Raw genomic sequence first — 24,972 nt, forward strand, 5'->3', positions numbered from 1 at the left:
GGCATCTTACCCGAGCCTCTACACCGTCAGCTTCAACACCCGGTTCAACCGCTGCACAAACGAAGCCGGATCGCTCAGCGCGACACCCTCCATCAGCAGCGCCTGGTCGAACAGCAGCCACGCCGCGTCGTCGGCGACCGTGTCCTCCGGACGAGCCAGCAGCTTTTTCACAATCTCGTGGTCGGGATTGATCTCAAGCGTCGGCTTCGGCAGCGGAATATCCTTCTGCCCCATCGCACGCAGCATCTGCTGCATCTGCAGCGACGGCTCTTCCTCATCGGACACGATGCACGAAGGGCTGTCCGCAAGCCGCGAAGACACGCGCACATCCTTCACCTTGTCGCCCAGCGTCAGCTTGATCCGCGCCAGCAGCGGCGCAAGCGCCTCCGTGTTCTCCGGCTCGCTCTCGTCCTTCAGGTCCTCGCTGGTCGAGGCCTTGTTGACCGACTTCAGGTCCGTGCCGTCGAACGACTCCACCTGCGAGAAGACGATCTCGTCGATGTCGTCGTCGAGGATCAGCACCTCGATGTCCTTCTTCTTGTAAATCTCCAGCAACGGCGAGGTCCGCAGCAGATTCTCCGGCCCGCCCGTGATGTAGTAGATGCTCTTCTGCCCGTCCTTCATGCGGCCCTTCACCTCCGCAAGACCGGTCAGCCCGTCCACCTTCGTGGACTTGAAACGCACCAGCTCCAGCAGCGTCTCGCGGTTCGCGTAGTCGCCGTGAATCCCTTCCTTCAGCGGCCGGTTGTACTCCTTCACGAACTCCAGATACTTCTCCGGCTCCTTCGTCGCGATGCCCTTCAGCTCCGAAAGAATCTTCTTCACGCTCGCCGTGCGGATGCTGGTCAGCACGCGGTTCTGCTGCAGAATCTCGCGGCTCACATTCAACGGCAGGTCTTCCGAGTCGATGATGCCGCGCACGAAGCGCAGATACTGCGGCAGCAGGTCTTTGGAATCGTCCAGAATGAAGACGCGCTTCACATACAGCTTCACGCCCGTCTTGTACTCGGCCTGGTACAGATCGAGCGGCGCCTTCGCCGGTATATAAAACAGCGTCGTATAGTCCAGCGTGCCCTCGGCCCGCGTGTGGAACCAGAAGAGCGGGTCCTGCGGATCGCCCGAGATCGACTTGTACAGCTCCTTGTAGTCCTCGTCCGTCAGCTCCGACTTCGACCGCCGCCACAGCGCGCTGGCCGCATTCACCTGCTCGGTCACGCGCGTCTTCTCGGACTTCTTCTCCTCGGCGTTCCACTCGCTCTTGTCGTACGTCAGGAAGATCGGGAACGCGATGTGGTTCGAATACTTCTTCACCACCTCCTGCAGCCGCCAGCTATTGGCATACTGCGAGCCCTCTTCGTTGAAGTGCAGCAGCACGGTCGTGCCCGCCTCCGCACGCTCCGCCGGCGAGATCTCGAAGCCCGTCTTACCGTCCGAAACCCACTTCCACGCAGCCTCTTCACCCGCCTTGCGCGAGATCACCTCGATCTTGTCCGCCACCATGAACGCGCTATAGAAGCCCACGCCGAACTGCCCGATCAGGTTCGAATCCTTCTTCTGGTCGCCCGAAAGCTGCGACAGAAACTTCTTCGTCCCCGACCGCGCGATAGTGCCCAGATGCGAGACCAGATCCTCCTCGTTCATGCCGATGCCGGTATCGGCGATCGAGAGCGTCTTCGCCTCCTCGTCCAGCACCAGATCGATGCGCGGGTTGAACGCCAGCGTCTTGAACGCATCGTCGGTCAGCGTCAGGTGACGCAGCTTGTCGAGCGCGTCCGACGAGTTCGAGATCAGCTCGCGGAGAAAGATCTCCGGATGCGAGTAAAGCGAGTGGATGATGAGCTGCAAAAGCTGACTGACTTCCGTTTGAAATTCAAGTTTCGACATAGTTCCTATTCTCTCCAAAAGGATGCCCCCGTGCCGGTCAATCCGGTACAGGGTTAGCCCGGTTGGCTATCCATAGCCTACCGCGAAGGCGGTCTTCTTTTCCTCTCCCGGCCCATACCGCCCGGGTGCCCCATCCTTTGCAGTCGCATCGCAAAGGGTGGGACGTAAAATCTCCGATCCGGATGTCCTACGTCCCACCCTTCGCAAAAGCGCGAAGAATGGGGCGCCCAGGCTTTGTTGTAACCCCGGCTAAGAAACCGCCGCGCTCTCCCGCATCCCCTTCATCAGATCCACCACCGTCCCAAACAGCTTATTCCGCGTCTCCAGCCTCACCCCGGCCCGTGTCACATACCGCACCACGATATCCACGCCAGCCCCCGCCGGCCGCATATCCACCGCGGGAGTCGCGCTGAACTGCGGCAACCCTTCCTCATGCGTCACGCGCTTCCACTCCGCCTCCGCCATCGTCGCATCGGCGGCCGTCGCCTCCACCGTCGCCACGCGAATCTTCTCGATCAGCGCCGAAGCATCCACATCCGCCGGGATGCTCACCTTGATCTCGTCCCACATCCACTGCCCCGCGGTCGAGAAGTTGAAGTACTTCCCGCGAATCGCATACCCGTTCAGAAACGACACGCGCCGGCCCGTCGGATGCCCGTTCGCCGTCCAGTTGCCCGTCTCCAGCAGCCACGTGCGGAAGAGACCCAGCTCCACCACCTCACCGCCCACGCCGTCAATCTCCACCCAGTCGCCCACGCGAATGCCATTGCGTCCCATCAGCACGAACCAACCGCAGAACGCCAGAATGAAGTCCTGAAACACCACCGTCAGCCCAGCCGTCGCAAGCCCCAGGATCGTCGGCATCTGCTCCGGCGAGCCAAACACCACCAGCAACACCAGCAGCAGCCCCACCAACTGCGTCCCCAGGTTCAGAATCGTACGCAGCGTCTGCTTCTGCCGACGCTCCGTCGACATACGGTCCAGCGCCAGCAGCAGCAGCCACCCCACCACCATCGTCCCCAGCGCAATCGACGCAATCGACGCCACCGACTGCAGCATCAGGTGCAGCACGATGCGATGCTGCCGCCGCACCTGCTTCGTCCACTTCAGATACAGCGCCGCGAGCTGCTGTTGCGCGCCCAACCGGTCGTAGACGATGCTCAGAATATTCCGCTGGCTCGCCATGTACTGCAGCTGCTTCACCTGCTCGGCGCCCGTCTCGCCCTTCAACTTCGCCGCCGCCGCGCTGGCCTCGGTCGCCTTCGCCTCGGCCTCCATGCGGTCGTGATCGCCCGTCAGCGCGGCCACGTCGGCCTGCGCCAGACCCTCCGCCTGCGCCAGCAGCCGCAGCCGCGTACGCTGCTTGCGCCAGGCCGCAATCTGCCCGGCCAGCGTCCTGTACGTGTCCGCCACCTCGACCGCCGTCTGATCCACGCCGCCGCCGGCCTGCGTCGCCTCGTACTTCTTCATCGCCGCCTGCCGCGCCGACAGCTCCTGCTGAATCTTGACCCGCTGATCCCCGCTCTCGCGCGCCAGGTCTTCGAGCGAGTCCGCCAGCTCGTTCTGGTCGAGTCCCAACTGCGCCTTCGCCACATCGAGATCGTCGCCCTCCTGCGGCGCCGCATCGCCAGCCGCGGGCGCGGCGGCAACCTTCGGCGTCAGCGCCGTCACCTTCGCCTGATCGTCCTTCACCGTCTGCTGCAGCTCGTTCACACGTTGCTGCAGACGCAGCGCCTCGCCCTTCAACGGACGCGTCTCCGCGCTCGCCTGCCGCAGCGACTGCGAAAACGCCTGATCGACCTCATGATCCGCCAGCCGCTCCGCCTCGCGCGCCAGCTCCTTCTCCTCGGCCGAAACCGCCAGACCCGCCAGCGTCTCCGCCGTCTGCCACGGCCGCTGATCGACGATCCCATGCGGAACCGGCTCGCCCGACCAGCCCGTCTGCCCGCCACCCAGAAACGACAGATGCTCCATCACCCCACGCGTCAGGTAGCTGCCCGCCAACCCCACCAGCAGCACCGCCAAAGCCGCCGCAATCGCAATCCTGCGCGCACGATTCATCCGCTCACCCCATCCGCCAGCCCCATAGGCCGGCAAGCTAAGAGTATCGCGGGTAAGCCGGAAGACGAAGCAGCAGAAGGAGTTATCTACCCATATGCAAGCGGTGTGGGTCGAACCCCAGCTCCGGCGCTACGCCCTCACGCGGCCCGTCCTCGTGTTGACCAGCACACGCCAGACCGGCAAGACCTCCACCCTGCGGCGGCTCTTTCCCCACGAGCCGATCTAAAAACGATTCCGATCGGCCAGGCAGTCCACCGCCAACGCTACCGCAGCGACACATCCCAAACCTTACTCAACCGCGAAGACCCCGCCGGCCCCGTCACCGTCAGCACCACCACGTAGTCCCCCGCGCCCTTGTACGCATGCACCGGATGCTGCTCGACCGACGTACTGCCATCCCCAAAATCCCACTTCCACGTCGCCGCGCCCACGGACTCATCCTCAAACGCCACCACCCGCCGACCGACATCCAGCACCTTGAAGCTCCACCTCGCCGCGATCCCCGGCGCCAGCCCCGCCTCCAGCGGCATCAGCCGGAAAGCCCGCAGTTGGCTGGCAATGCCATACATCGTATGCTGCGACGACAGGTTCCAGAACCCGTTGTTCACCGCCGCGCCGTCATAGTCGATCACCGCCCAGCCCAGCCCGATCGTCTTGCCCTCATACAGCTTCGACTCCACCGCCCGCACCGGTCCCTCGCACCCCGCATAGTCGAACGGCGTGATCCAGAACTCCAGCGTGTACCGCCCGCTCTCGCCATGCTTGAAGCTGTACCGCTGCGCATGATTCGCATACGGCAGCTCCTTGATCCACGGCTGACACCCCAGCACCATCGCCCAGTCCTTGCCCTCGGCCGGCGTAAAGATGTGGTAGTTCTGCGCCCCCGTCCCGAACATCGAAGCCCGCGCATCCGCCTCCGGCTGCTTCGCATTCAGACGAAACCGCGGGTTCAACGGCTCGCCTGAAAGATCGCCATCCACCACCACCTCGAACGTATCGTTATGCAGTCCAGGATCGCTGAAGTCCCAGAAGTTGTCATACGCCTCATACAAAAAGTAGAGCCGGTTCAACCCCTTCACCCACCCCACCTTCACATGCACATCCAGGTCCTTCGCATTCGCCGACGCATGCTTCTTCGTATCGTCCCGCAGTTGGCTGGCATCGACCACATAGCTCTCCGGAACCATCGCCCAGTCGCTCGCGTCGCCATCGATCCGCGGTATCCTGTCCGCCGGAAACTGAAACACCTTCAACACCGCATCCGGCTGATCCTGCGCCAGCGCACGCAGCCCAACGAACGGCAGACCAACGAGCAGCAGCAAACAACCCAGAATGCTCGTCATCCTGACCCTGAGCTTTTCGAAGGGGAAGGACCCCCGTATTGGCCTTTGTTGTTGCTCTCGCCGTTGCATCTGCCATTGCCTCTCTTGTCTGTCATCCTCGCGGACGATCTGCTGTTGCCTTTCGGTGGAAGCATGGGGCTTCAGCCCCATGAATGGAGCGGCGGCAAGAAAGGGCTTTAGCCCTGGCCCTTCTTCCATCCATTACAAAACCGAAATCCCATCCCCCAGCTCCTTCCTCGCCCCTTCCCCCTTGAACCGCACCACCTTCACCCCAGTCGACTCCCGAGCCTCCACCGCATTGCCAAAATACTCCGGCCGATGCGCGCCCCAGCTCACCGAGCAATCCTCGATCAGCACCCCATCCGCCCGCTCGATGCTGAACCCGGCGGTGGCATGCGGCACAATCCCAGGCCCAGCCGTCGTCGGCCGATTGTCATAAATCCCGCCCGCATAGCGCGTCGTCTTATCCAGGGTCACATCCACATGCCGGAACGAAACATCCCGCACCCGGCTGCTCGCGCTCCCGCACACCCGCACGCTGTTCTCCGCCACGCCCTTCACCCGTTCGACCGTCACATCGTGCAGCGAACCCAGCTTCGTCTCCGCCTTGCGCGGGATCGCCGTAAACGAGATCGCCTCCCCGCGTCCCCACCACGGATCGGAGTAAAGCCGCGAGACGAACTCGATATCCCTGAACGCAATATGGAAGACGTTCCCCTCATCCCGCAGTTGAATGCAAAGCCCACGCGAGCTCGACTTGATCTTGCAGCGCTCGAACAATACATCGTGGACATCGGAAGTAGTCTCCGTCCCGACCTTCACCCCCGCATCCTGCGTCTCGATCACGCAGTCATGCACATGGATATCCGCCGACGGACCCCAGTCCTTCTCCTGCCGGCTCGTCTTCACTACGATCGCGTCGTCGCCCGAAACGATGTCGCAGTCCTTGATCTCCACCCGCCGGCAGTGGTCCGGATCGATGCCATCGCAGTTCGGCACATCCAGCAGATTCCTCACCTTGATGCGGTCCACCAGCACATCCTCGCAACCCAGCATGTGCAGCCCCCAGTTCGGCGCCTCGGCAAACGTAATGTCCCGCACCTCCAGATCCCGGCAGCCCGTCAGGATGAACATCTTCGGCCGCCACTCCTTCGGCAGCCACCACTCCCCCGCCTTGTCGTACCCGGTCATGAACTCGCGCGCCCGCCCCTGGAACGAGCCCGTCCCCGAGATGCGCAGCCCTCGCGCTTCATGCGCCGTGATGAACGCCTCCGCCGTATAGTCCTCGCGCCGCGTGCTCACGATCAACTGCGCATCGTCCGCCAGGTGGAAGTCGATATCGCCCTTCAGCTCCAGCGTCCCGGCCACATACTTTCTGCCCCCGCGCAGCAGCACCTGCGAACGCCCGCCCGCTGCAGCCGCAGCATCGATCGCCCGCTGAATCGCCGCCGTGTCGAGCGCCACTCCATCCCCCACCGCGCCGAACTTCGTCACATCGAAGACCCTCGCCGGCCCCACCGCCCGCAGCAGCGGATGAAACATCGCGTCGCCCGCCGCCAGCCCCGCCACCCGCAGCAACGTGCGCCGCGTCGGCAACCCCTCACCAAATCCATCCGCCATCGTTCAAGCCCTCGTCGAGGTCATCCTACATGCGCCGCCGCGCCATTGTGAAACCGATTGCCTATTGATACCACCGCGCCGGACGCCCTCGCCCTTTCATTCCTGCGCATACGCGCATCCATCCCCCACCTTCCAAAATCCCCCAAACCGCCCGCAAAATCCCGTCCTCATCCGCTCTGCGCGCCCTCCAAACTCCCTTGTCATCCTCCGACCAACCGTTGTCATCCTTCGCGCAGCGGAGGATCTGCTTTCGCCTTTGCCCTCGTCGATCGATACCCACAAGATACCCGGTAGCTACCGCTAACAAATACCTACCCGGTATCCACCCAGTACCCTCCCTAATCCCGGGGAATCCGCTATGCTGGATGCAACCACACCGGATAGCTACCCGGTAGCCCGCGAACCTGGTAGCTACCTGCTATATATCCGGTAGCTACCGCCTAAAAAGGAGACCGCAAAATGCAGGTTCTCGTCTTCGCCTCCAGCAAGGGAGGCGTCGGAAAAACCACCTCCGCCCTCGCCCTCGCCACCGTCCTCACCCACCACGGCGTCCCCGTCACCCTCATCGACGCCGACCCCAACGCGCCCCTCGCCCTCTGGGCGAAGCGCTTTCCCGACAACGTCCCCGCGAACCTCACCGTCAAGACCGCCTTCCGCACCGATGTCGCCGAGGTCATCGACGCCGCCACCGATCCCTACGTCATCGTCGACCTCGAAGGCAGCCGCAACGAGGAGGTCTCGGTCGCCATCGGGCGCGCCGACCTCGTCCTCATCCCCATGAAAGGAAACCAGTTGGACGCCGACGAGGCGGTCAACGTCATCCGCGTCATCCGCAAGCAGGAGACCATCTTCCGCCGGCCCATCCCGTTTCGCGTCTTCCTCTCGCAGACCTCGCCCGTCATCATGGACCGCGGCATGCGCGACATCTGCGACCAGATGCGCGAGAACAACATCCCCATGCTGAACACGGCCATCGTCGAGCGCTCGGCCTTCAAGTCGCCCTTCCGCCTCGGCGGCACCATCTACGAGCTCTCCGAGCGCGAGGCCAACAACCCCGCCGCCGCCATCGCCAACGCCGAGGCCTTCGCCCAGGAGGTGCGCGACACTCTCATCGCAACCCAAACAAAACAGGAGGTTTCCGCTCGTGGCTGAAACTCCCCGCAACCCCATCAAACTCGACTTCACCAGCGGCCTCGACAACCTTCCGCCACGCCCCCGCGCCGACGCCCACACCACCCAGGCCTCGGTCGACGCAGGCCGGGAACTGGGCTTTACCGGTCGCATCGACGCCTCCGTACCCATTCCGAAATCGATCTTCCACCCTGAAAATGCGCACCTGCTGCAGCCGCTTCCAACCCGCGCCGAGCCGCCCAGGCCTGCTCCTCCCAAGCTCGACGGACGCAGTCTGCGCAGCCGCGGCGCCAACATCCAGATGAACATCAAGGTCACCGCCGAGGAGAAGGACCGCATCCTTCAGGAGGCCGCGCTCGCCATCCAGGACCCCACCCTGCGGATCAAAAACATCGGCGAATTCATCGTGCATGTCGTCGATCTTTACCGCGAACGACGCGGCCCGGGCTCCGAACCCTGGTAGTCCGCTTCCAGCCGGCTGCGGGAATTCGCCCCGCAGCCGGCTGGAAGACCGAACGCCCGCAGCCGGCTGGAAAGATCCAACTAAACCTCTTCTTTTCATTACTTACAGCGCCTTCCCCAAGCCCGCGGACAGGCTTTTCTTCCAGCCCGCTGCGGATACCATGCCTCCATCCGTCCAACTTTGCATCGTCCTCGGTGCGCCCTTGCGTCCATTCCGGCGAAAAGCCCGCAGCCGGTTGGAAAAATTAAGGCGAATTTTCCACATCTCCGCAGTTGGCTGGAAATTTCGCCTCCGCACTCCGCTGGAAAACTCCCGCAGTAGGATGGAAGAGCGTCCGCAGTGGGCTGGTACGGGCTCCGCAGCGCAGTGGAAGCCAGCTCCGCACCGGGTTGGAACCATTCCGCAGCGGGCTGGAAAACTTCCCGCAGTGGGTTGGAAAAGATTGCCGCTTAAACCTAGCGATGACAGCCACTTAGCCATCGCTTAAGGTCTTAAGATGTTTCACTGTTTTGTCCGGTTAGAGGAAGATTACAGACATTACACACCTCCGCGGGGAGAGTCACGGTATGGCCAGGCGCAGCACCAAACCCGAATCCACCCTCATCACGCTGCCTGATGCTGTCGACCTTATCCGGTTCGAGAAGAATCTCCTGCAGATCGGCTTCTTCGGCGCGCACGAGCGGCGCGGCAACAAGATCATGTCCAGCCGCCGCATCGAGCAGTGGGTGAACCGTGAAGGGAAGAAGATCAAGGTCTCGGCCGAGTTCCGCTCGTCGGACGCGCTCGGCCTGCCCAGCACCTCGGACCGCGACAAATACATGGGCTTCATGAAGCTCGCGATGGAGACCAAGCAGCGCACAGGCGCCATCTCGAACCCCATTCGCTTCTCGGGCTACAGCCTGCTCAACATCCTTGGCCAGTGCGATTCGGGCGAGAACTACGAGGCGCTGAACTCCTGGGGCATGCGCATGGCCGACACGACCATTACGTCCGAACAGATCATCTACTCCTCCTCGCGCAAGCGGTACATGAACAAGACGGTGCATGTCTTCCGCAGCTTCACGCGGCTGGGCGCGAGCAATCTGGATAACACCGGAAAGACGGACATGTTCGAGGTCGAGCTGGAGGACTGGCTGCTCGAGAATCTGAACGAGAGCTTCGTCGTGCCGGAAGACTTCAACATGTACCGCAAGCTGGTGCGGCCGACCGCGAAGGGCATCTTCGTCTACCTGTATCTGTGGTTCTTCGCGAGCCAGGGCAAGGAGGTCGAAAAGGACTACGCCGAGCTCTGTGCGCTGCTGAACGTGCGCTGCTACGAGCATGTCTCGAAGATCCGCGAGACGATGGGACTGTCGCTGACCGACCTCGTGAACATCGGTTATCTGAAGTCGTGGGACATCAAGACGATGTCGTCGAAGGCGGGCTACAAACTGGTGCTGACGCCGGGCCGCGCGATGAAAGATGTGCTGACGATGACGCAGCGCAAGCAGCTTGCCGCAGCCGCGCAGGTGGAAACGCCCTTGTCCGAACCGCGCGAGCGCGCCCGTGCGGCGCTGATCGAGCAGGGCGTCAGCCAGGCCAAGGCGACCGAGCTGGCGAAGCGGCTCGACCCGGCCGGCATTCTCGCGCGCGTGGAGTATGTCGCCGCGCAGGTGCAGGCGGACCGGCGGGGAAGCATCAAGAATCCGGCGGGCTATCTGATCACCTTCGTCGAGGGCGAGCAGCCGGTGCCCGCGGGCTTCGTGATGCCGAAGACGAGCGAGCCGGAGCGCGGCCACGACGTTCACCACGATCGCGGCGACTCGCTGGTCGAGATGCAGTTGCAGGAGGAGTACGAGGCGTGGCGCATCGCGCAGGCCGACGCGGCGATCGCGACGCGCTTCGGTGGCGAGGCGCTGACGAAGAAGCTGCGCGAGATTTCCACCCGGCTGCGGAAGGACAAGGCCATGGCCGCGATGCTCGAACGCCTCGCCCCGGACCAGCGCCGGCGCGAGCTGCTGCGGTATCTGCGCAAGGATGTGCTGGCGGAGCTGGTGCTCGAAAGCTATGAGGACTGGCGCGTGACGCATCTGCAGGGCGCGTTGTTTTGACGCAGGTGCTGGTGTGGCGTGTCGTTTGGAACGGTCAGGTTGTTGGCTGGCGATAACGGCGTTTATCGTTACTCATCCGGCCAAACCAATTGTGTCCCCTGCGTCGGTACTCCCTAGAGTTCTGCGGGCCGATGAGGCGATAAACTCTCGATGTGAGAAAGCTCATCATCTTCGCCGGAACAGCTGCATTATTTTCTGCACTCATCGATGTCATTCACGGTCAGCACAACGGCGATGTTCATCGAACGTACATTCACGTCGCCGAACTTGTGCTTTTCCTTCTATTCCTCACCGCTCTCGCATTGCAAGGGCGTAGGCAGGCAATGAGCAGGTTCGATCTCGGCGGTTGGGCAGCGAGTCTGTGCATCTCGCTTGCGTCAATAGTCTTAGGCTTCGCTTTGTTTGGTCTATCGGGCGGTAGCGCTCACGGCGATGGTGGCGCCATCTCCGTGGCTTTCGGAATCTTCGGAATACTTGGAATCGCTGGCGTACCCATCAGCCTTGTCGGCTGGCTGATCGCGCGCTTCAACCGGTAAGGGAGGAGTTCGTCTCGAGCCAGCGCCGAACAAGCAGATACAAATTAGTACCGGGAAGCCGGCTTGTCGGCAATCATCGAATAACGCCAGGCCGAAGGTGCGACTGCAACAGCCATCGCACCGGGCGAACGAAAAGGCAGTTCAGCCTGCTGTCACTGTGCGCCTACGCTTGGGAATGTAGCCTTCGGGCACTTCGTCGCCGGGCTCGGGCGGGTTGTCGCCGCCTTCCTCGAACATCGCGGGCGTCTTGGCGATGGCCTCACGACCGGGCTTCTCTCGTGCCTTGATCCACGCGTCATGCTGTAGGACGGCCAGCCTTTCGGCGACGGCGACATGGATGAACTGGTTGAGCGAAACGCCTTCCTGTTTTGAAAACGCCTCTGCGCCTTGGCGAATGGGACGGCATCAGCCGTAACGAAAATAGTGGAACCTTTATTTTGCGCGATTCGGCTGCCATCGCCTTCTCCCGTTGCTCATTAGACTCGGCGTCATGGGCGCACAGGAAGGCTTTACGGCGTCGTGTGCCCCTCTCGTCGCGCCAGTCGGCATAGCAGCGGCCACCTTTTTGAAAGACGGAGATACCTCCGGTCGAACGCATCTTCAGCGCTGAGATTTTTGAGAGACAGGATCGCCGCAACTCGCATCCATACCATCAGAGTGATGTCACGAAGTGGACACCTGGACTGGGTTTGGCAGCGCTGCGAAGATTTGCTTTGACAAATCCACCAGCAATCGGGCAATCTCATGTGTGTTTCAATAGAGAGTATATTTCCTAATTAGAGGCAGGGCTTCCATGCACGCAGGCGACACTTTGACTTCGGAACAACTACAGACACGCGTTTTCGCTGCGTTGGATAGCTTTCGCATCGAGATTCCCTCGTGGGGCTTTTCGAACACCGGCACGCGTTTCGGCAAGTTTACGCAGGCCGCCGCGGCCACCACGATCGAGGAGAAGTTTGCCGATGCCGCCGAGGTTAACAAGCTCACCGGCGTCGTCCCCACCATGGCGCTGCACGTCCTGTGGGACCTGCCGAACGGCGTCTCCGACGTGCCGAGCATTCAGGCGCTGGTGAAGAAGTACGGCATCCAGTCCGGTTCGATCAATCCGAACCTCTTTCAGGATCAGGAGTACAAGTACGGGTCGATCTGTAATCCGAGCACGGAGATTCGCGGCAACGCACTCGCGCACCTGCTCGATTCGGTCGAGATCGGCCGCGAGCTGGGCGCGAAGGATGTGTCGCTCTGGATCGCCGACGGATCGAACTATCCCGGCACGCAGAGCATGAGCAAGCGCATCGGCTACATGGAAGAGGTGTTGACCTCGACGCACGCCGCGCTCGCGCCCACGCAGCGCATGCTGGTCGAGTACAAGCCCTTCGAGCCGGCCTTCTACCACACGGACATCGCCGACTGGGGCATGGCGCTGGAGCTGGCGCGCCGCGCCGGTCCGCAGGCCAAGGTGCTGGTCGATACCGGCCACCATCTGCAGGGCACGAACATCGAGCAGATCGTCACCTGGCTGCTGCATGTCGGCGGCCTGGGCGGCTTCCACTTCAACGATCGCAAGTATGCGGACGACGATCTCACGCTGGGTTCGATCGATCCTTACCAGGTCTTCCGCATCTTCCACGAGATTCTTTCGAGCGACGCGAAGGGCGTGGACGATATCGCCTTCATGATCGACCAGAGCCACAACCTGAAGGGCAAGCTGGAGGCGATGATTCAGACCGTCGTCACCGCGCAGGAGCTGTATGCGAAGGCCGCGCTGGTCGACCATGCGAAGCTCGCCGAGCTGCAGCAGTCGTGCAGGCTGGTGGAGGCCGAAGAGACCTTCCGCGGCGCCTTCTGGACTGACGTGCGCCCGATCATTCGCGAGTGGCGCGAGGCGCGCGGCCTGCCCGCGTCGCCGCTGGCCGCGCTGGCCGAGGGCGGGTACATGGAGAAGATCACGGCGGAGCGTGGCGCGAAGAACGCGGCCAGCGTTTCGAGCTACGCCTAACCTGTAAGGCAGGATCGATCTATCTAAGGCAGGATCGATCTATCGAGCCTCCCGTGAGCAGCGCACCGTCTTTGCTAAGATGAGGGTGCGTGACGCTCTCGGGAGGTTTTGCATGGAGATGACGCTGACCATCGATGACGATGTGCTTGCTGCCGCCGAAGAGCGCGCCGCGGCGGAGCACCGGAGTGTGGGTGAGGTCATCTCGTCGCTTGCCCGGCAGGCGATCCATACGGATCCTTCGAAGTTGAATATGCGCAATGGCGTTCCGTTGCTGCCCGTCTTGCTGGGGGATGAAGTCATCACCTCGGAGCATGTCTACCGTTTACAGGATGAACTCGTGTGACGCGCTTTCTGACGCCTCCGGTGGTGCTGCAGGTGACGTGTGCCTTTTGCGACCATACCGGTCACGAGTTCTGGCCCGACAGCATCTCTCTCTTCGATCGACGCCGTATCGACCCCACTCGCTTGCTTGGGCCGAAGCAGGTCGCAGACACCTACCTGCTGGCCCTGGCCGTCAGCCGGGGTGGTCAACTCGCGACCTTCGACCGCCGTATCGTGACAGATTCCGTTGTCGATGGAGCGCAGGCGCTTTACCTCATCCCATAATCCGCGAGTTTTTACGTCTGCTGAAAGATTTCTCCCAGCTCCGCAAATTCCATTAGCGAAATCCGTCGAAAATCAGCATAATGGGAAAACGATTTCAACTGGGGTCATAGCCTCATGCCGGTGCGCAAGACAACGAAACGTTTGTACCTGATCCCCGTGCTCTCCAAGGCGCTCGACATCCTCGAGCTGCTGCAGAACGAAAACCAGCCGATGACGCTGGAGTCGATTCACCGCCAGACGAAGATCTCGAAGACCACGGTCTACCGGATTTTGAAGACCTTCGTGCATCGCGGCTATCTGTCGCAATCGCAGGACGGCATGTATCGCCAGGTCTCGCGCGCCAAGAAGCTGCGCTTCGGCTTCGGCGGGCAGAGCGCGGAGATGGCGTTCTCGAACGAGGTGACCGAGAGCCTGAAGCTGGCGGCCGCGGCGGTCGGGGTCGACCTGCTCATCCTCGACAACCACTACGACGCCGCCACCGCGATCCGCAATGCGGAGGAGTTCGTGCAGAACCGCGTCGACCTCATCATCGAGTTTCAGGTCGAGCAGGAGGCCGCGCCGGTCATCGCCGACAAGATCGCCGAGGCGCGCATTCCGCTGATCGCGATCGACATTCCGCACCCGCATGCGACCTTCTTCGGCGTGGACAACTACCGCGTCGGCCTGGAGGCCGGAGAGGCGCTGGCGGCCTATGCGCAGCGCCAGTGGAGCGGCCAGGTGGACTGGATCATCGGGCTCGACCTGCCCGAGGCCGGCACGCTGGTGCAGAGCCGCATGACGGGCGCCTTCGAGGGCGTGCGCGCCGCGCTGCCCGAGCAGCCGGTCGAGACCTTCGTCCGCATCGATGGCCGCGGCATGCGCGACAAGAGCAAGAAGCTGATCTCGGACTTCCTGCTGCGCCATCCCAGGGACAAGCACATCCTCATCGCGGCGGCGACCGACACCAGCGCGCTGGGCGCCGTCGACGCGCTGCGCGAGCAGAAGCGCGAAAAGCACGCCGTCATCGTCGGCCAGGACTGCATCGTCGAGGCGGTGGAGGAGATGCGCCGCGCCAACTCGCCGCTGATCGGCTCGGTCTCGCACGAGGTCAGCAGCTATGGCCCGAGCCTCGTACACCTGGGTCTGTCACTGCTGCGCGGCCAGACCGTGCCGCCGTATAACTACGTCGCGCACCGCATGGTGACGCGCGAGAGCGTGCTGGCGAGTCAGCCGACGACGTAGGGCTTCAACGGCGAGCCTTCGAAGTGGAAGACCTCGCGCAGCCCGGCCCACTTGCCTTCGGCGCCGGGCACGGGCGCCTGCATGGGGTCCATGATGCGCCACCAGCGCTGGGTCTCGGGGTCGGCGGCCATCAACAGCATGTCGGCCTCGTAGTCGTGCCCGTGATACTCGAAGTAGGCGAAGAGCACGGAGTCGCGCAGGAAGATGCTGTAGTTGCGAATGTTGCAGGCCTCGATGGTGTGGAGCACGGATGGCCAGACGGCGGCGTGATAGCGGATGTACTCCGCCTCATACTCCGGCTTCAGTTGAATGATCTGGGCGTAACGCTGCATGGGGTGTCCTGTGTTCGCTGCTGGCTGGGTCGTCGTTCGACGTCTGCAAATCGCTGAAAAGGAAGCCCGGACATTGTGTCTCATGGGCGTTTCAAAAAGCAAACGGGGTTGCGTCGCGGCTTATGCTTTATGAAACGCCCGCTTCCTCTTGACCGCTCCATCGAAACCGTTGTCATCCTGAGCGCAGCGAAGGACCTGCTTTTCTTTGTGGCGACGATCCCTCCATGGAAAGAACGAGCAACGACAAAAGCCAAAGCGGATCCTTCGCTGCACTCAGGATGACAAGCGCTTTGGGGCTGATGCTGGATACTTGGGGCGGATACTGGATATCTCACTGCAACCGCATGAGATACCTGGTACCGAGTGGATACCGTCTATCGTCCGTACGGCGTATCGAGCGAGACCATCGGGCTGACCGGCAGCTTGAACGCCGCGACATCGTCCGGTTTGGCCGGGTCGAAGGGCGGAATGTTCTTGCGCAGGTAGGGCGCCAGCGGTAGCTGCTGGTCGCGGATGTTCTGCACGATGGCGCGCGCCAGCTCATAGCCGCCGTATGCGTTGAAGTGCGTATCGTCTTTGAGTTCCGTCGTTTGGCCGGGGAAGCTGTTGGCGGGGAAGTGGACGAAGGCCTTCAGCGTGCCCTCCGGCCCCATGGCCTCGAAGAGCGTCTTGCTGAGCTCGTTCAGGTCGATCAGCGCGACCTTCTGCTCGGCGGCGATCTCGCGCATCACGGCCGGGTAGTCGCCCAGCGTCTGCACGATCTTGCCCTGCGGATCGAAGACGCGGCGGTTCATCGACGTGACGAGGATGGGTGTGGCTCCCTTGGCGCGGGCCAGGGCGACGTACTTCAGCACCAGCTCCTTGTACATCCCGTGCGCCGGCACCTCGCCCGCGCCGGCCTTCTGGTCGTTATGCGCGAACTGAATGGCGAGGTAGTCGCCCTTCCTGATCGTGGAGAAGATCTTGTCGAAGCGGCGCTCGCCCTGAAAGCTGCGGATGGTCTCGCCGGATTCGGCCTGGTTGGAGATGGCGAGCCCCGGACCGAAGAAGGCGGGCAGCATCTGCCCCCACGCCGCCCACGGCTCCTTGTCCTGGTCGACGACGGTGGAGTCGCCGGCGAGGTAAAGCGTCGGCACATCCTTGACCGGCTTGATCGCGATCGAGCGCACGGAGGGGTTGTCGCCGTTGAACTCCAGCGTCAGCTTGTTGTCCCAGTCCAGGGCGCCGATCTCGCGGGTCTTCAGCTTCACGGTCGCGGCCTGCGGCGGGGCGCCGTCGATCGCGGCCGTCCGGACGTTCACGACGAAGGTCTCGGTCTTCGTCGCGCCGGCGGCGGTGGCGAGCCGGTCGACCATCAGGCGACGCGACTCCGCGCGCACAGTGGTGACGGACGGGGCTGCGCCGCCCAGCTTCAACGTGACTTCGTAGTTGCCATCGGGCAGCCCGACCGAGAAGAAGAACGGCTTGGCGCTGGAGCAGACGCCGCCCGCGAAGCTCGTCGGCGCGTCGACCAGGTCGAAGCCGTAGCGGCCTTCCTTGCCCGCGCCGAAGCGGCTGGCGGCGGTCAACTGCGGTCCGTGAGCGCTCGCGGCGCCGCAGGAGAACTCGGCTGCCTGCGCATGCAGAGGCGCGGAGGAGGCCAGGGCCGCGGCGCCGGACAGGCAGGCGGCGATCAGGATACGGCGTGGAAGTGCGGGCATGGTTATCTCCGGGGCTGGCTTCTTGGCGACGCTGTAAACGTTCTCTCGATGACGCCGGTGCAGACAGCGCCATCTTCGGGATGCTATATTGCTCCCGCAAATTTATATCAGGAATTGTCTCAATAAGGGAACTGCCCAATGGCCAAGCGAGTCTGTGTTTTTTCGTTCGTACTTCTCGCCCTGCTCGGCTGCGGCGGCGGCTCGACCACCACGGGCGGCACGGTCTCCCCGCCGCTGACGCCGTCGGTCAGCCTCAGTGCGTCGTCGCTCGCCTTCACCCAGGCTGTGGGCGCGACGAGCGCGGCGCAGGTCGTGACCGTGACCAATACCGGCACGGCGCCGCTCGTCGTCAGCGGGGTGACGCTTTCGGGCGCGAACGCCTCCAGCTTTGCCGAGACGAATACCTGCTCGAACGTCGCGGCCGGCTCTACCTGCACCGTCTCCGTCACGTTCAGCCCCGCCAGCGCGGGCGCGTTGGCGGCGACGCTGAGCCTTGCGGACAACGCGGCCAACTCGCCCCAGAGCGTGGCTTTGACCGGCACGGGCGCCGCGCCCGCGGTGAGCCTCAGCCCGGCTTCGCTGGCGTTTACACAGGCCGCGGGCGGCACGAGCGCGGCCCAGACCGTCACCCTGACGAACACCGGCACGGCGCCGCTGACCGTCAGCGGGGTGACGCTTTCGGGCGCGAACGCGTCCAGCTTCGCCCAGACGAACACCTGCTCGAACGTCGCGGCGGGCGCGACCTGTGCGGTGTCCGTCACCTTCAAACCCGCCGGCGCGGGGTCGTACACGGCTGCGTTAAGCTTCGCCGACAACGCGGCCAACACGCCCCAGACAGTTGCGCTGACCGGCACGGGAACGGCGCCGCAACTGACGCTGAGCACCACCTCGTTGAACTTCACGCAGGCGGCGGAGTCCGTCAGCGCGGCCCAGACCGTGACCCTGACCAACACGGGCAACGCGGTGCTGAACCTGGGCGCGGCGACCATCACGGGCGCGAACGCATGGAACTTCAACCAGACCACGACCTGCGGAACCACGTTGGCCGCGGGCGCAAATTGTGCAATTTCAGTTACATTCAATCCAAGCCTGGCCGCGCCCTTCAGCGCATCGCTCGGCATCGCGAGCAATGTCGCGACGCAGACGGTGGCGTTGAACGGCACGGGCACCGGCACGCTGACGATCAACACCAGCGTGGCGACCGACTGGAAGATCAGCAGCGGCGCGATCAACCTGGACTTCAACCCCACCACGGGCAGGATCTTCAGCGTCCACTTGGTAGGTTATTCGGATGAGTTAGTCGATACGACCACGACCAACGGCGGTCAGCCCGAGGGTCTTTACTCGGGCAATGTAGGCGGCGGCGCGGGTCCGGTTACGTCGGGTTATACGCAGAACGGAAATATGTATATCGACTTCTGGTCGTCGACCGCCAGCAGTTCGACCAATGCCTTTACCGAGACACAGCATTACATTATTACGGCGAACGATACGGGCTTTCATGGCTACTATGTCGTGAGCCACTCGCCGACCGACATCGCCGGCTCGCTCGGCCAGCAGCAATATATCTTCCGCGTCAATCTATCTCAGTTTACGAATATGTACTTAGTCGACTCGGGCTTGAATAACCTGGGGCCGGTCGCCGTGCCGCTGCCCGCGGCGTCGGTGACGGGGAATACCGATCCCGGACGGCAGGTGCAGAACGCCGTCGTCGATCTGAACGGACTTAGTCTGCCTACGGGTTGGACGCGGCAGTTCGCGACCAAGTACGATTTTTCGAGTTATGAGTATCTCCATAAGGCGCATGGTCTTTATGGAAGTAAGTATGGCTCCTGGGCGGTCTTTCCCCGGCAGGAGAATATGATCGGCGGGCCGAGCAAGCAGGATCTGATCTTTACGGAAAATATCGTCATCGTGGAGTCGCTCTCCAGCCACTATGTGCTGAATATCGGTTGGACGCCGACGCAGGGCGTGGCTTCGAGTAAGTTGTTCGGACCGGCTTACTTCCACTTCAACGCGGTCAGCAGCACGCTGAGCACGCCGGCGGCGATGTATGCCGAGGCTCAGACTTACACGCCGGTCTTCGATTATCTCTACGATAACGACCCGACGCTGATCGCGAACGGCCACGTCGCATCCAATGCGCGCGGCACGGTGGCGCCGACGATTGCGGGCGGAGGCTCCGCGACGACCAACGCCGCGTGGACCGTGCTGGGCGACAATGCGACGAACTATCAGCAGACGACCTATGGACGGCAGTACTGGGTGAATAACAACGCCTCCGGTACGGCGCCACTTACAGGCGTGGTTCCGGGAACTTATCGGCTCTCGCACTATGTGCTGGGTCAGTGGGGCGAGTTACGACTGGATAACGTGAATGTAACCGCCAACCAGACGACGTCGCTGCCATCGCTCAACTTCGTGCCGGAAAACTTTGGGACATATACGCCGATCTGGACGATCGGCACGCCGGATCGTTCGGCGCATGAGTTTCTGCATGGTCACGACTCGGCTGGGAACGATCTGCGGAATTACTACGGCGCTTATAACTTCTGGTCCGACTTTGCGGCGAATAAAGGCGCGCAAATTTATTATGCGACGGCGGTAGGATCGACGCCGGCGACCAACGATCTAAGTCAGTTGAACTATGTGCAGTGGGGCGCGTTCAATCCCGGCTTATACGCCGGCGTTTATAACGCGGCGGACGATACGACGGATGGTTACACCTACATCGTGCCGTCGTATGTCGGCAACCCGGCGACGACGAACACTCCGGGCACGACGATCCACTTCACGACGACGGCGGGCCAGCAGGCGCAGGGGCAGTATGTGGTGCTGTCGGTGGGCATCGCGTCGGCGGAGGCCAGCCTGATCGCAACGCTGAACGGTCATCAACTGATCTGGCACTATACGAATGCGAGCGACGCGATGGTCCGCAGCGGGCTGGCAGGTTTCTACCAGTGGACCGCGCTGCAGTGGGATACGGCGAACCTGAACGCGCCCGGCGCGGACAACGTGCTGACCCTGTCGGTCAGCCAGGCCGACGGCGTGATGCTGGACGCGCTGCGGATGGAGATCACGCCCACCTCCGCCGACCCGGCTGTGACGGGCTGGCACGACTACACGTGGGCTTACGGGAGCAAGAGCACCGTGGCGAACGACGCCGTGCCCAGCAACTAGATTGTCTGAATCACAGCGATGACGGGACCCCCCATCCTTCGCGATGTTGCGAAGGGTGGGATATAGCACGACCGGGCTGGAACGGCTTACGTCCCACCCTTTCGATGAGGCCGAAAGGATGGGGCGCCCGAGCATTCGCCCGATCTAGAACGACCGGACAAACGCCGGCGGCGCCGGAGCCGCAGCCTGTACGGTGGTGGTTGCCGTCGCCAGTCCTGGGGATGAGGCGGTGACGGTGATGGCGCCGGGGCCGGTGGCGCGGAGGATGGCGACGGCGCGGCCTTCGTAGGCGTGGCGGTCGGGTTTCTGGAAGGAGTCGTGGTCGGCGTTGCTGCCGCTGTCGACGGCGACGATGGCGCCGGGGCCGGTGACGGCGAAGTGGATGAGGTTGGTCGCGTCGGGGACCATGGTTCCGGCGTCGTCGGCGACCTCTGCATATATATAGATGACACCGGAGTCATCGGCGGTGGTTTTGGCGTGCTCGGCCGTCAGATGCAGTTTGGTCGCCTTGCCCGCCGTGAGCAGCTCGTCGGTGGCGACGCCCTTGCCGCCGACGTAGCCGACGACCTTCAGCGAGCCGGGTGCGTAGGGAACCTTCCAGCTCAACGGCGTGGCGTCTGGGTGCAGCTTCTGTCTGCCGAGGGACTTGCCGTTCAGGAAGAGCTCGGCCTCCTCGCAGTTCGTGTAGCCCTCGACGGTTTCGACGTGGTCGCCGGGTTTTTCGGGCGTCCAGTCGAGGAAGAGCGACTGCTTGAAGCGGGCGGGCGCTGTCTCGTAGCCGGGGTCGACGCTGGTGCGCTCGGTGGGGGCGACGCGGCGTGCGATGTGGACGTTCGGGGTCGTGCCCCACCAGCTTTCGCGTTCGAAGGCGCGGGCGCGGGGGTAGCCGGTGCGGTCGAGCAGGCCGGAGCCGTTGCCGATCAGCGGCCAGCCGCCGGCCTCGCCCGCCTCACCCAGATAGTCGATGCCGGTCCAGAGAAACTGGCCGGAGTAGGGCGGGTTGTCGCGCAGGGCGATCCATTGGTTGCGGTCGTGGGTGTTCTCCGTGCCGAGGATCTTGCGGGTGGGCTTCTGCGCGTGCGCGGCGAGGATCTCCTGCTCGCGGTAGTTCTGGCCGACGACGTCGAGCAGGTCGGCGAGGCCGTTGTCATAGTCGTGGCTGGCGTTGGGCCGGAAGAGGCCCTGCGTGACCGGGCGGCTGGGATCGTTCTCGTGGAAGACCTGTACCAACGATGTGAGGATTTTATTGGCGAGCGCCGCCTGCGGGGTGTCGTGGATCTCGTTGCCCGCGCTCCACAGGATGATGCTGGGGTGGTTGCGGTCGCGGCGGACGGTGTCGCGCGTGTCGCGCAGCGCCCACTGCTGGAAGAAGAGGTGGTAGTCGAAGGGGTTCTTGCCGACGGTCCACTGATCGAACATCTCGTCCATCACGAGCAGGCCGAGCTTGTCGCAGAGGTCGAGGAAGTCGGGCGAGGGCGGATTGTGCGCGGTGCGGATGGCGTTGACGCCCAGGGCCTTGAGCGCCAGCAGACGATGCTCGTAGACCCCGGCCGGGACGGCGATGCCGACGCCGCCGGCCTCGATGTGCATGGCCGCGCCCTTCAGCTTGAAGTTTTTGCCGTTGAGCCAGAAGCCGGTCGCGGCGTCGAAGTGGAACTCGCGGATGCCGAAGGGAACCTCGTCCGTATCGGCCGCCGCCGCGCCCGTGCGGACGGAGGCGGTGGCGGTGTACATCGCCGGGTGGTCGAGATCCCAGATGGCGGGGTTGGCAACGGGGATGTCGCGTCCGATGGTGACCATGCCCTTGGCGGGGATGTCGCGCGGCGCGCCCCAGTCGCCGGGAATCTTACCGGCTGGCCCGGCGAGGGCGAAGCTGACCTGCACCTTCGTGGCGGGCTTGTCGCTGTCGTTCACGATGGTGGTTTCGACGTGAACGGTCGCGCTTGCGGGCGAGATCTTCGGCGTGGTGACGACGGTGCTCCACGGCTCGATGTGCAGGTCGCCGGTGACGACCAGGCGGACGTGCCGGTAGATACCCGCGCCCTCGTACCAGCGGGAGGCGGGCTGCTGCGCGTTGTCGCAGCGCACGGCAAGGATGTTGTGCGCGCCGGCGCCGAACTGCAGGTGGCCGGTCAGCTCGTAGAAGAAGCTGACGGTTCCGTTCGGGCGCTTGCCCAGGTGCGCGCCGTTGATCCATACGTCGGAGTTGGCCATGACGCCGTCGAAGACGACGTAGACGTGCTTGTGGGCGTCGGCCTCGGTGAGCGCGATGTCCTTGCGATACCAGCCTACGCCGTTGGGGAAGTATCCGCCGCCCTGGCCGGTGGTGTTGGCCTTGTCGACCGGTCCGGCGATGCTCCAGTCGTGCGGCGCGTCGACGGTCTTCCATCCGCTGTCGTTGAAGTCGGGCGCCTCGGCCTTTTTTGCGTCCTCGGCGAGGAACTTCCACTGCGCATCGAGCGAGCGCACCTGCCGCGCGGAATTTTGCGCGGTTGCCGACAGCGCGCAGGCGAACAGGAGGCCCGCGACGAAGCTGCTGACAGGAAAGCGCTTACGCAAAGGCAGCGAGAGGAAGGGCAGGGAAGTGGGCAAGCGAGGTCTCCAGAGGCGGGGATTCGTGGCGCCGGGGCGCACGCCGACGATCATACATTTCTGATAGTTTGGCTGGGAAACATTTCCTGTAATGCATCAAGGAGTCTACGCATGTCCCTCTCCGCCGCCGCGAAGTACAGCTCTGTCGCCCTGTTCTGCCTCACCGCGCTTGCCAATGCGCAGAGTCCGGGACCGGTGAGCGTGAAGAAGGGGATGAACACCTACACGCTGCAGAACGCCTACGTGACCGCCGAGGTCGATCGCGCGACCGGCGACCTGAAGAGCCTGAAGTACAGCGGGGTGGAGATGATGGGCTTCGGCAGTGGCCATCATGCGGGGTACTGGGAGCAGAATCCCTCGGGCGCGGCGCAGTTGACCGACGGCGTCTCGATCGATCCGGCGACCAACAACGGCGCGCGGGCGGAGGTCTATGTGAAGGGCGTCGCGCAGGGCAGGTCGCTCTCGCGGACCTCGAGCGGCGGCATGATCTGCGACCTCGAGATCCGCTACACGTTGGGCAAGGACGACCGCGGCATCTACACGTACGCCATCTTCAAGCATCCGGCGAGCTATCCCGAGACGCAGATCGGCGAGAGCCGCTTCGGCGCCAAGCTGACTAACGTGCTCGACTGGCTTTCGACGAGTTCGAACAACAACCTGCTGATGCCGACCGGCTACGACTGGGACCACGGCCAGCAGATGAACATGAAGGAGGCGCGGCGTCTCACTACCGGGGCCTTTGCTGGAAAGGTCGAGCACAAGTACGACTACTCCGACAACCAGTTCGACAATCCGGCCTTCGGCTGGTCGAGCACGAAGCGGCACGTCGGCATCTACTTCGTGAATCCGTCGCAGGAGTTTCTGAGCGGCGGCCCGACGAAGTACGAGCTGACGGCTCACCTGGACGACGGCGCGGGCGGCGACCCGACGCTGCTCGATTACTGGCGCAGCACGCACTACGGCGGCAGCACGCTGCATCTGGCCGCGGGCGAGGAGTGGAACAAGGTCGTCGGGCCGATCCTGGTCTATGTGAACTCCGCCGCGACCCCGCAGGCGATGTACGCCGACGCCAAGCGCGAGGCGGCGCGCGAGGCCGCGATGTGGCCCTTCGACTGGGTGAAGGGCGTGGACTATCCGCATGACGACGGCCGCACGACCGTCACGGGCAAGCTGACGATTCAGGACGAGAAGCCGGTCGCGCCGGGGCGGATGCTGGTCGGGCTGATCCCGCCGGGCGAGGGCGACGGCTCGTGGCAGACCGACGCCAAGCACTACCAGTTCTGGGTGAAGGCGTCGCCGGATGGAACCTTCTCCATCCCGAACGTGCGGCCGGGCAGCTACGAGGTGTACGCCCTGGCCGATGGCGTCTTCGGCGGTTACAGCAGCGGGGAGAAGGTGGAGGTGACGGCCGGCAAGCCGGTCGCGCTGGGCGAGCTGGCGTGGAAGCCCGTGCGCTACGGCAAACAGCTTTGGGAGATCGGCGTGCCCAATCGCAACGGATCGGAGTTTCTGGGCGGCGATCAGTACAACCGCTGGGGCAACTACCTGCTGTATGCGAAGCTGTTTCCGAACGACCTGACCTATACCGTCGGCAAGAGCGACTACCGCAGGGACTGGTACTACGAGCAGGTGCCGAACTCCTCACACGGCTCGCCCGCGGGCGGCTTCAACGGCGGCGATACGACGTGGACGATCCGGTTCAACGTCGCCGAACCGGCGAAGGGCGTGGCGATCCTGCGCACGGGCCTCGCGGGCGTGGCGGCGCGGCACGTCTTCGTGCTGGTGAACGGCAAACCGGCGGGCGACCTCGCGCCGTTGACCTACAACGCGACGATCAACCGCGACGGCATCCAGGGCACATGGACCGAGCACGACGTGAGCTTTCCCGCGTCGCTGCTGAAGGTGGGCGACAACGAGCTGGCGCTGCGCGTGCCAAGCGGAAACGTTACCTCGGGCGTGATCTACGACTACCTGCGCCTGGAGCTGGACGAGACGGGCAAGCATGCGCCCTCGGCGTCGCCCACGGCCGCGCCCGCGCCGTCGTCCGAACCGGATGCGTCGGACCCGGATGCGAAAGAGCCGCGCTGATCTTACTTTGGTCGGACTGGCGCGTATTTTTCGGGGAAAACGGCGTGTCGACTCCATCTCGGCATGCCGTTGCAAGTGGTTCATAAATTGAGACTTGCCTTGGATTTCGAAGATTCTGCCAATACG

The 24,972-nt window shown here is 63.4% G+C and carries 18 protein-coding genes; 11 read left to right on the forward strand and 7 right to left on the reverse strand.

Annotated features, from left to right (window positions below):
• Nucleotides 1–18: 18 nt before the first annotated feature.
• Entirely contained in the window at nucleotides 19–1,884 is a 1,866-nt protein-coding gene (gene htpG, locus CHB87_RS20385) for a molecular chaperone HtpG (RefSeq protein ID WP_089410299.1), read from the reverse strand.
• Between the two features lie 249 nt (nucleotides 1,885–2,133).
• A complete protein-coding gene (locus CHB87_RS20390) occupies nucleotides 2,134–3,945 on the reverse strand; it encodes a mechanosensitive ion channel domain-containing protein (protein WP_089410300.1) in 1,812 nt (603 codons plus the stop codon).
• Nucleotides 3,946–4,039: 94 nt separating this feature from the next.
• On the opposite strand from CHB87_RS20390, the gene CHB87_RS22795 reads away from it, so the two are divergent.
• Nucleotides 4,040–4,171 carry a hypothetical protein gene (locus CHB87_RS22795; protein ID WP_281252375.1) on the forward strand — a complete coding sequence of 44 codons (132 nt, stop codon included), beginning with the start codon at nucleotides 4,040–4,042 and terminating at the stop codon, nucleotides 4,169–4,171.
• A gap of 37 nt (nucleotides 4,172–4,208) precedes the next feature.
• On the opposite strand, the gene CHB87_RS20395 is transcribed toward CHB87_RS22795, so the two are convergent.
• Both CHB87_RS20395 and CHB87_RS20400 read right to left on the reverse strand, forming a co-directional pair.
• Nucleotides 4,209–5,288, reverse strand: coding sequence for a PKD domain-containing protein (locus tag CHB87_RS20395; RefSeq protein ID WP_089410301.1), 1,080 nt, complete (start codon nucleotides 5,286–5,288; stop codon nucleotides 4,209–4,211).
• Nucleotides 5,289–5,489: 201 nt separating this feature from the next.
• Complete coding sequence (locus CHB87_RS20400) at nucleotides 5,490–6,908, reverse strand: glycoside hydrolase family 28 protein (protein ID WP_176441893.1); 1,419 nt, start codon at nucleotides 6,906–6,908, stop codon at nucleotides 5,490–5,492.
• A 459-nt stretch (nucleotides 6,909–7,367) separates the two neighbouring features.
• On the opposite strand from CHB87_RS20400, the gene CHB87_RS20405 reads away from it, so the two are divergent.
• From CHB87_RS20405 to CHB87_RS20440, 8 genes are all read left to right on the forward strand, one after another.
• Nucleotides 7,368–8,060 (forward strand): ParA family protein, encoded by a 693-nt coding sequence (locus CHB87_RS20405; RefSeq protein ID WP_089410302.1) that lies wholly within the window; start codon nucleotides 7,368–7,370, stop codon nucleotides 8,058–8,060.
• A complete protein-coding gene (locus CHB87_RS20410; protein ID WP_089410303.1) occupies nucleotides 8,053–8,502 on the forward strand; it encodes a hypothetical protein in 450 nt (149 codons plus the stop codon). The genes CHB87_RS20405 and CHB87_RS20410 overlap by 8 nt, the downstream gene beginning before the upstream one ends.
• A gap of 566 nt (nucleotides 8,503–9,068) precedes the next feature.
• A complete protein-coding gene (locus CHB87_RS20415) occupies nucleotides 9,069–10,592 on the forward strand; it encodes a replication initiator protein A (RefSeq protein ID WP_089410304.1) in 1,524 nt (507 codons plus the stop codon).
• Nucleotides 10,593–10,744: 152 nt separating this feature from the next.
• A complete protein-coding gene (locus CHB87_RS20420) occupies nucleotides 10,745–11,128 on the forward strand; it encodes a hypothetical protein (protein ID WP_089410305.1) in 384 nt (127 codons plus the stop codon).
• A 793-nt stretch (nucleotides 11,129–11,921) separates the two neighbouring features.
• The gene (locus CHB87_RS20425) at nucleotides 11,922–13,127 is read left to right on the forward strand and encodes a sugar isomerase (RefSeq protein WP_089410306.1); all 1,206 of its coding nucleotides are present in this window, start codon (nucleotides 11,922–11,924) and stop codon (nucleotides 13,125–13,127) included.
• Between the two features lie 112 nt (nucleotides 13,128–13,239).
• A complete protein-coding gene (locus CHB87_RS20430; RefSeq protein ID WP_089410307.1) occupies nucleotides 13,240–13,470 on the forward strand; it encodes a hypothetical protein in 231 nt (76 codons plus the stop codon).
• Entirely contained in the window at nucleotides 13,467–13,733 is a 267-nt protein-coding gene (locus tag CHB87_RS20435; RefSeq protein WP_089410308.1) for a PIN domain-containing protein, read from the forward strand. The genes CHB87_RS20430 and CHB87_RS20435 overlap by 4 nt, the downstream gene beginning before the upstream one ends.
• 141 nt (nucleotides 13,734–13,874) lie before the next feature.
• Nucleotides 13,875–14,954, forward strand: coding sequence for a substrate-binding domain-containing protein (locus CHB87_RS20440; protein ID WP_342743593.1), 1,080 nt, complete (start codon nucleotides 13,875–13,877; stop codon nucleotides 14,952–14,954).
• On the opposite strand, the gene CHB87_RS20445 is transcribed toward CHB87_RS20440, so the two are convergent.
• Together CHB87_RS20445 and CHB87_RS20450 are read right to left on the reverse strand one after the other, a co-directional pair.
• Nucleotides 14,939–15,286, reverse strand: a complete 348-nt coding sequence (locus CHB87_RS20445) for an L-rhamnose mutarotase (protein WP_089410310.1) — start codon at nucleotides 15,284–15,286, stop codon at nucleotides 14,939–14,941. The genes CHB87_RS20440 and CHB87_RS20445 overlap by 16 nt on opposite strands.
• A 374-nt stretch (nucleotides 15,287–15,660) precedes the next feature.
• Nucleotides 15,661–16,986, reverse strand: a complete 1,326-nt coding sequence (locus CHB87_RS20450) for a rhamnogalacturonan acetylesterase (protein WP_089410311.1) — start codon at nucleotides 16,984–16,986, stop codon at nucleotides 15,661–15,663.
• Nucleotides 16,987–17,124: 138 nt separating this feature from the next.
• Between CHB87_RS20450 and CHB87_RS20455 the strand changes: the two genes are divergently transcribed.
• A complete protein-coding gene (locus CHB87_RS20455) occupies nucleotides 17,125–20,166 on the forward strand; it encodes a choice-of-anchor D domain-containing protein (protein WP_089410312.1) in 3,042 nt (1,013 codons plus the stop codon).
• 144 nt (nucleotides 20,167–20,310) lie between these two features.
• On the opposite strand, the gene CHB87_RS20460 is transcribed toward CHB87_RS20455, so the two are convergent.
• Nucleotides 20,311–22,758 (reverse strand): glycoside hydrolase family 2 TIM barrel-domain containing protein, encoded by a 2,448-nt coding sequence (locus tag CHB87_RS20460; RefSeq protein WP_245818140.1) that lies wholly within the window; start codon nucleotides 22,756–22,758, stop codon nucleotides 20,311–20,313.
• Nucleotides 22,759–22,869: 111 nt separating this feature from the next.
• Here CHB87_RS20460 and CHB87_RS20465 point away from each other — a divergent pair, with 111 nt between their 5' ends.
• A complete protein-coding gene (locus tag CHB87_RS20465) occupies nucleotides 22,870–24,846 on the forward strand; it encodes a polysaccharide lyase family protein (protein ID WP_089410314.1) in 1,977 nt (658 codons plus the stop codon).
• Nucleotides 24,847–24,972 lie beyond the last annotated feature (126 nt).

The sequence above is a fragment of the Granulicella rosea genome (assembly GCF_900188085.1).
Classification (GTDB): Bacteria; Acidobacteriota; Terriglobia; order Terriglobales; family Acidobacteriaceae; genus Edaphobacter; species Edaphobacter rosea.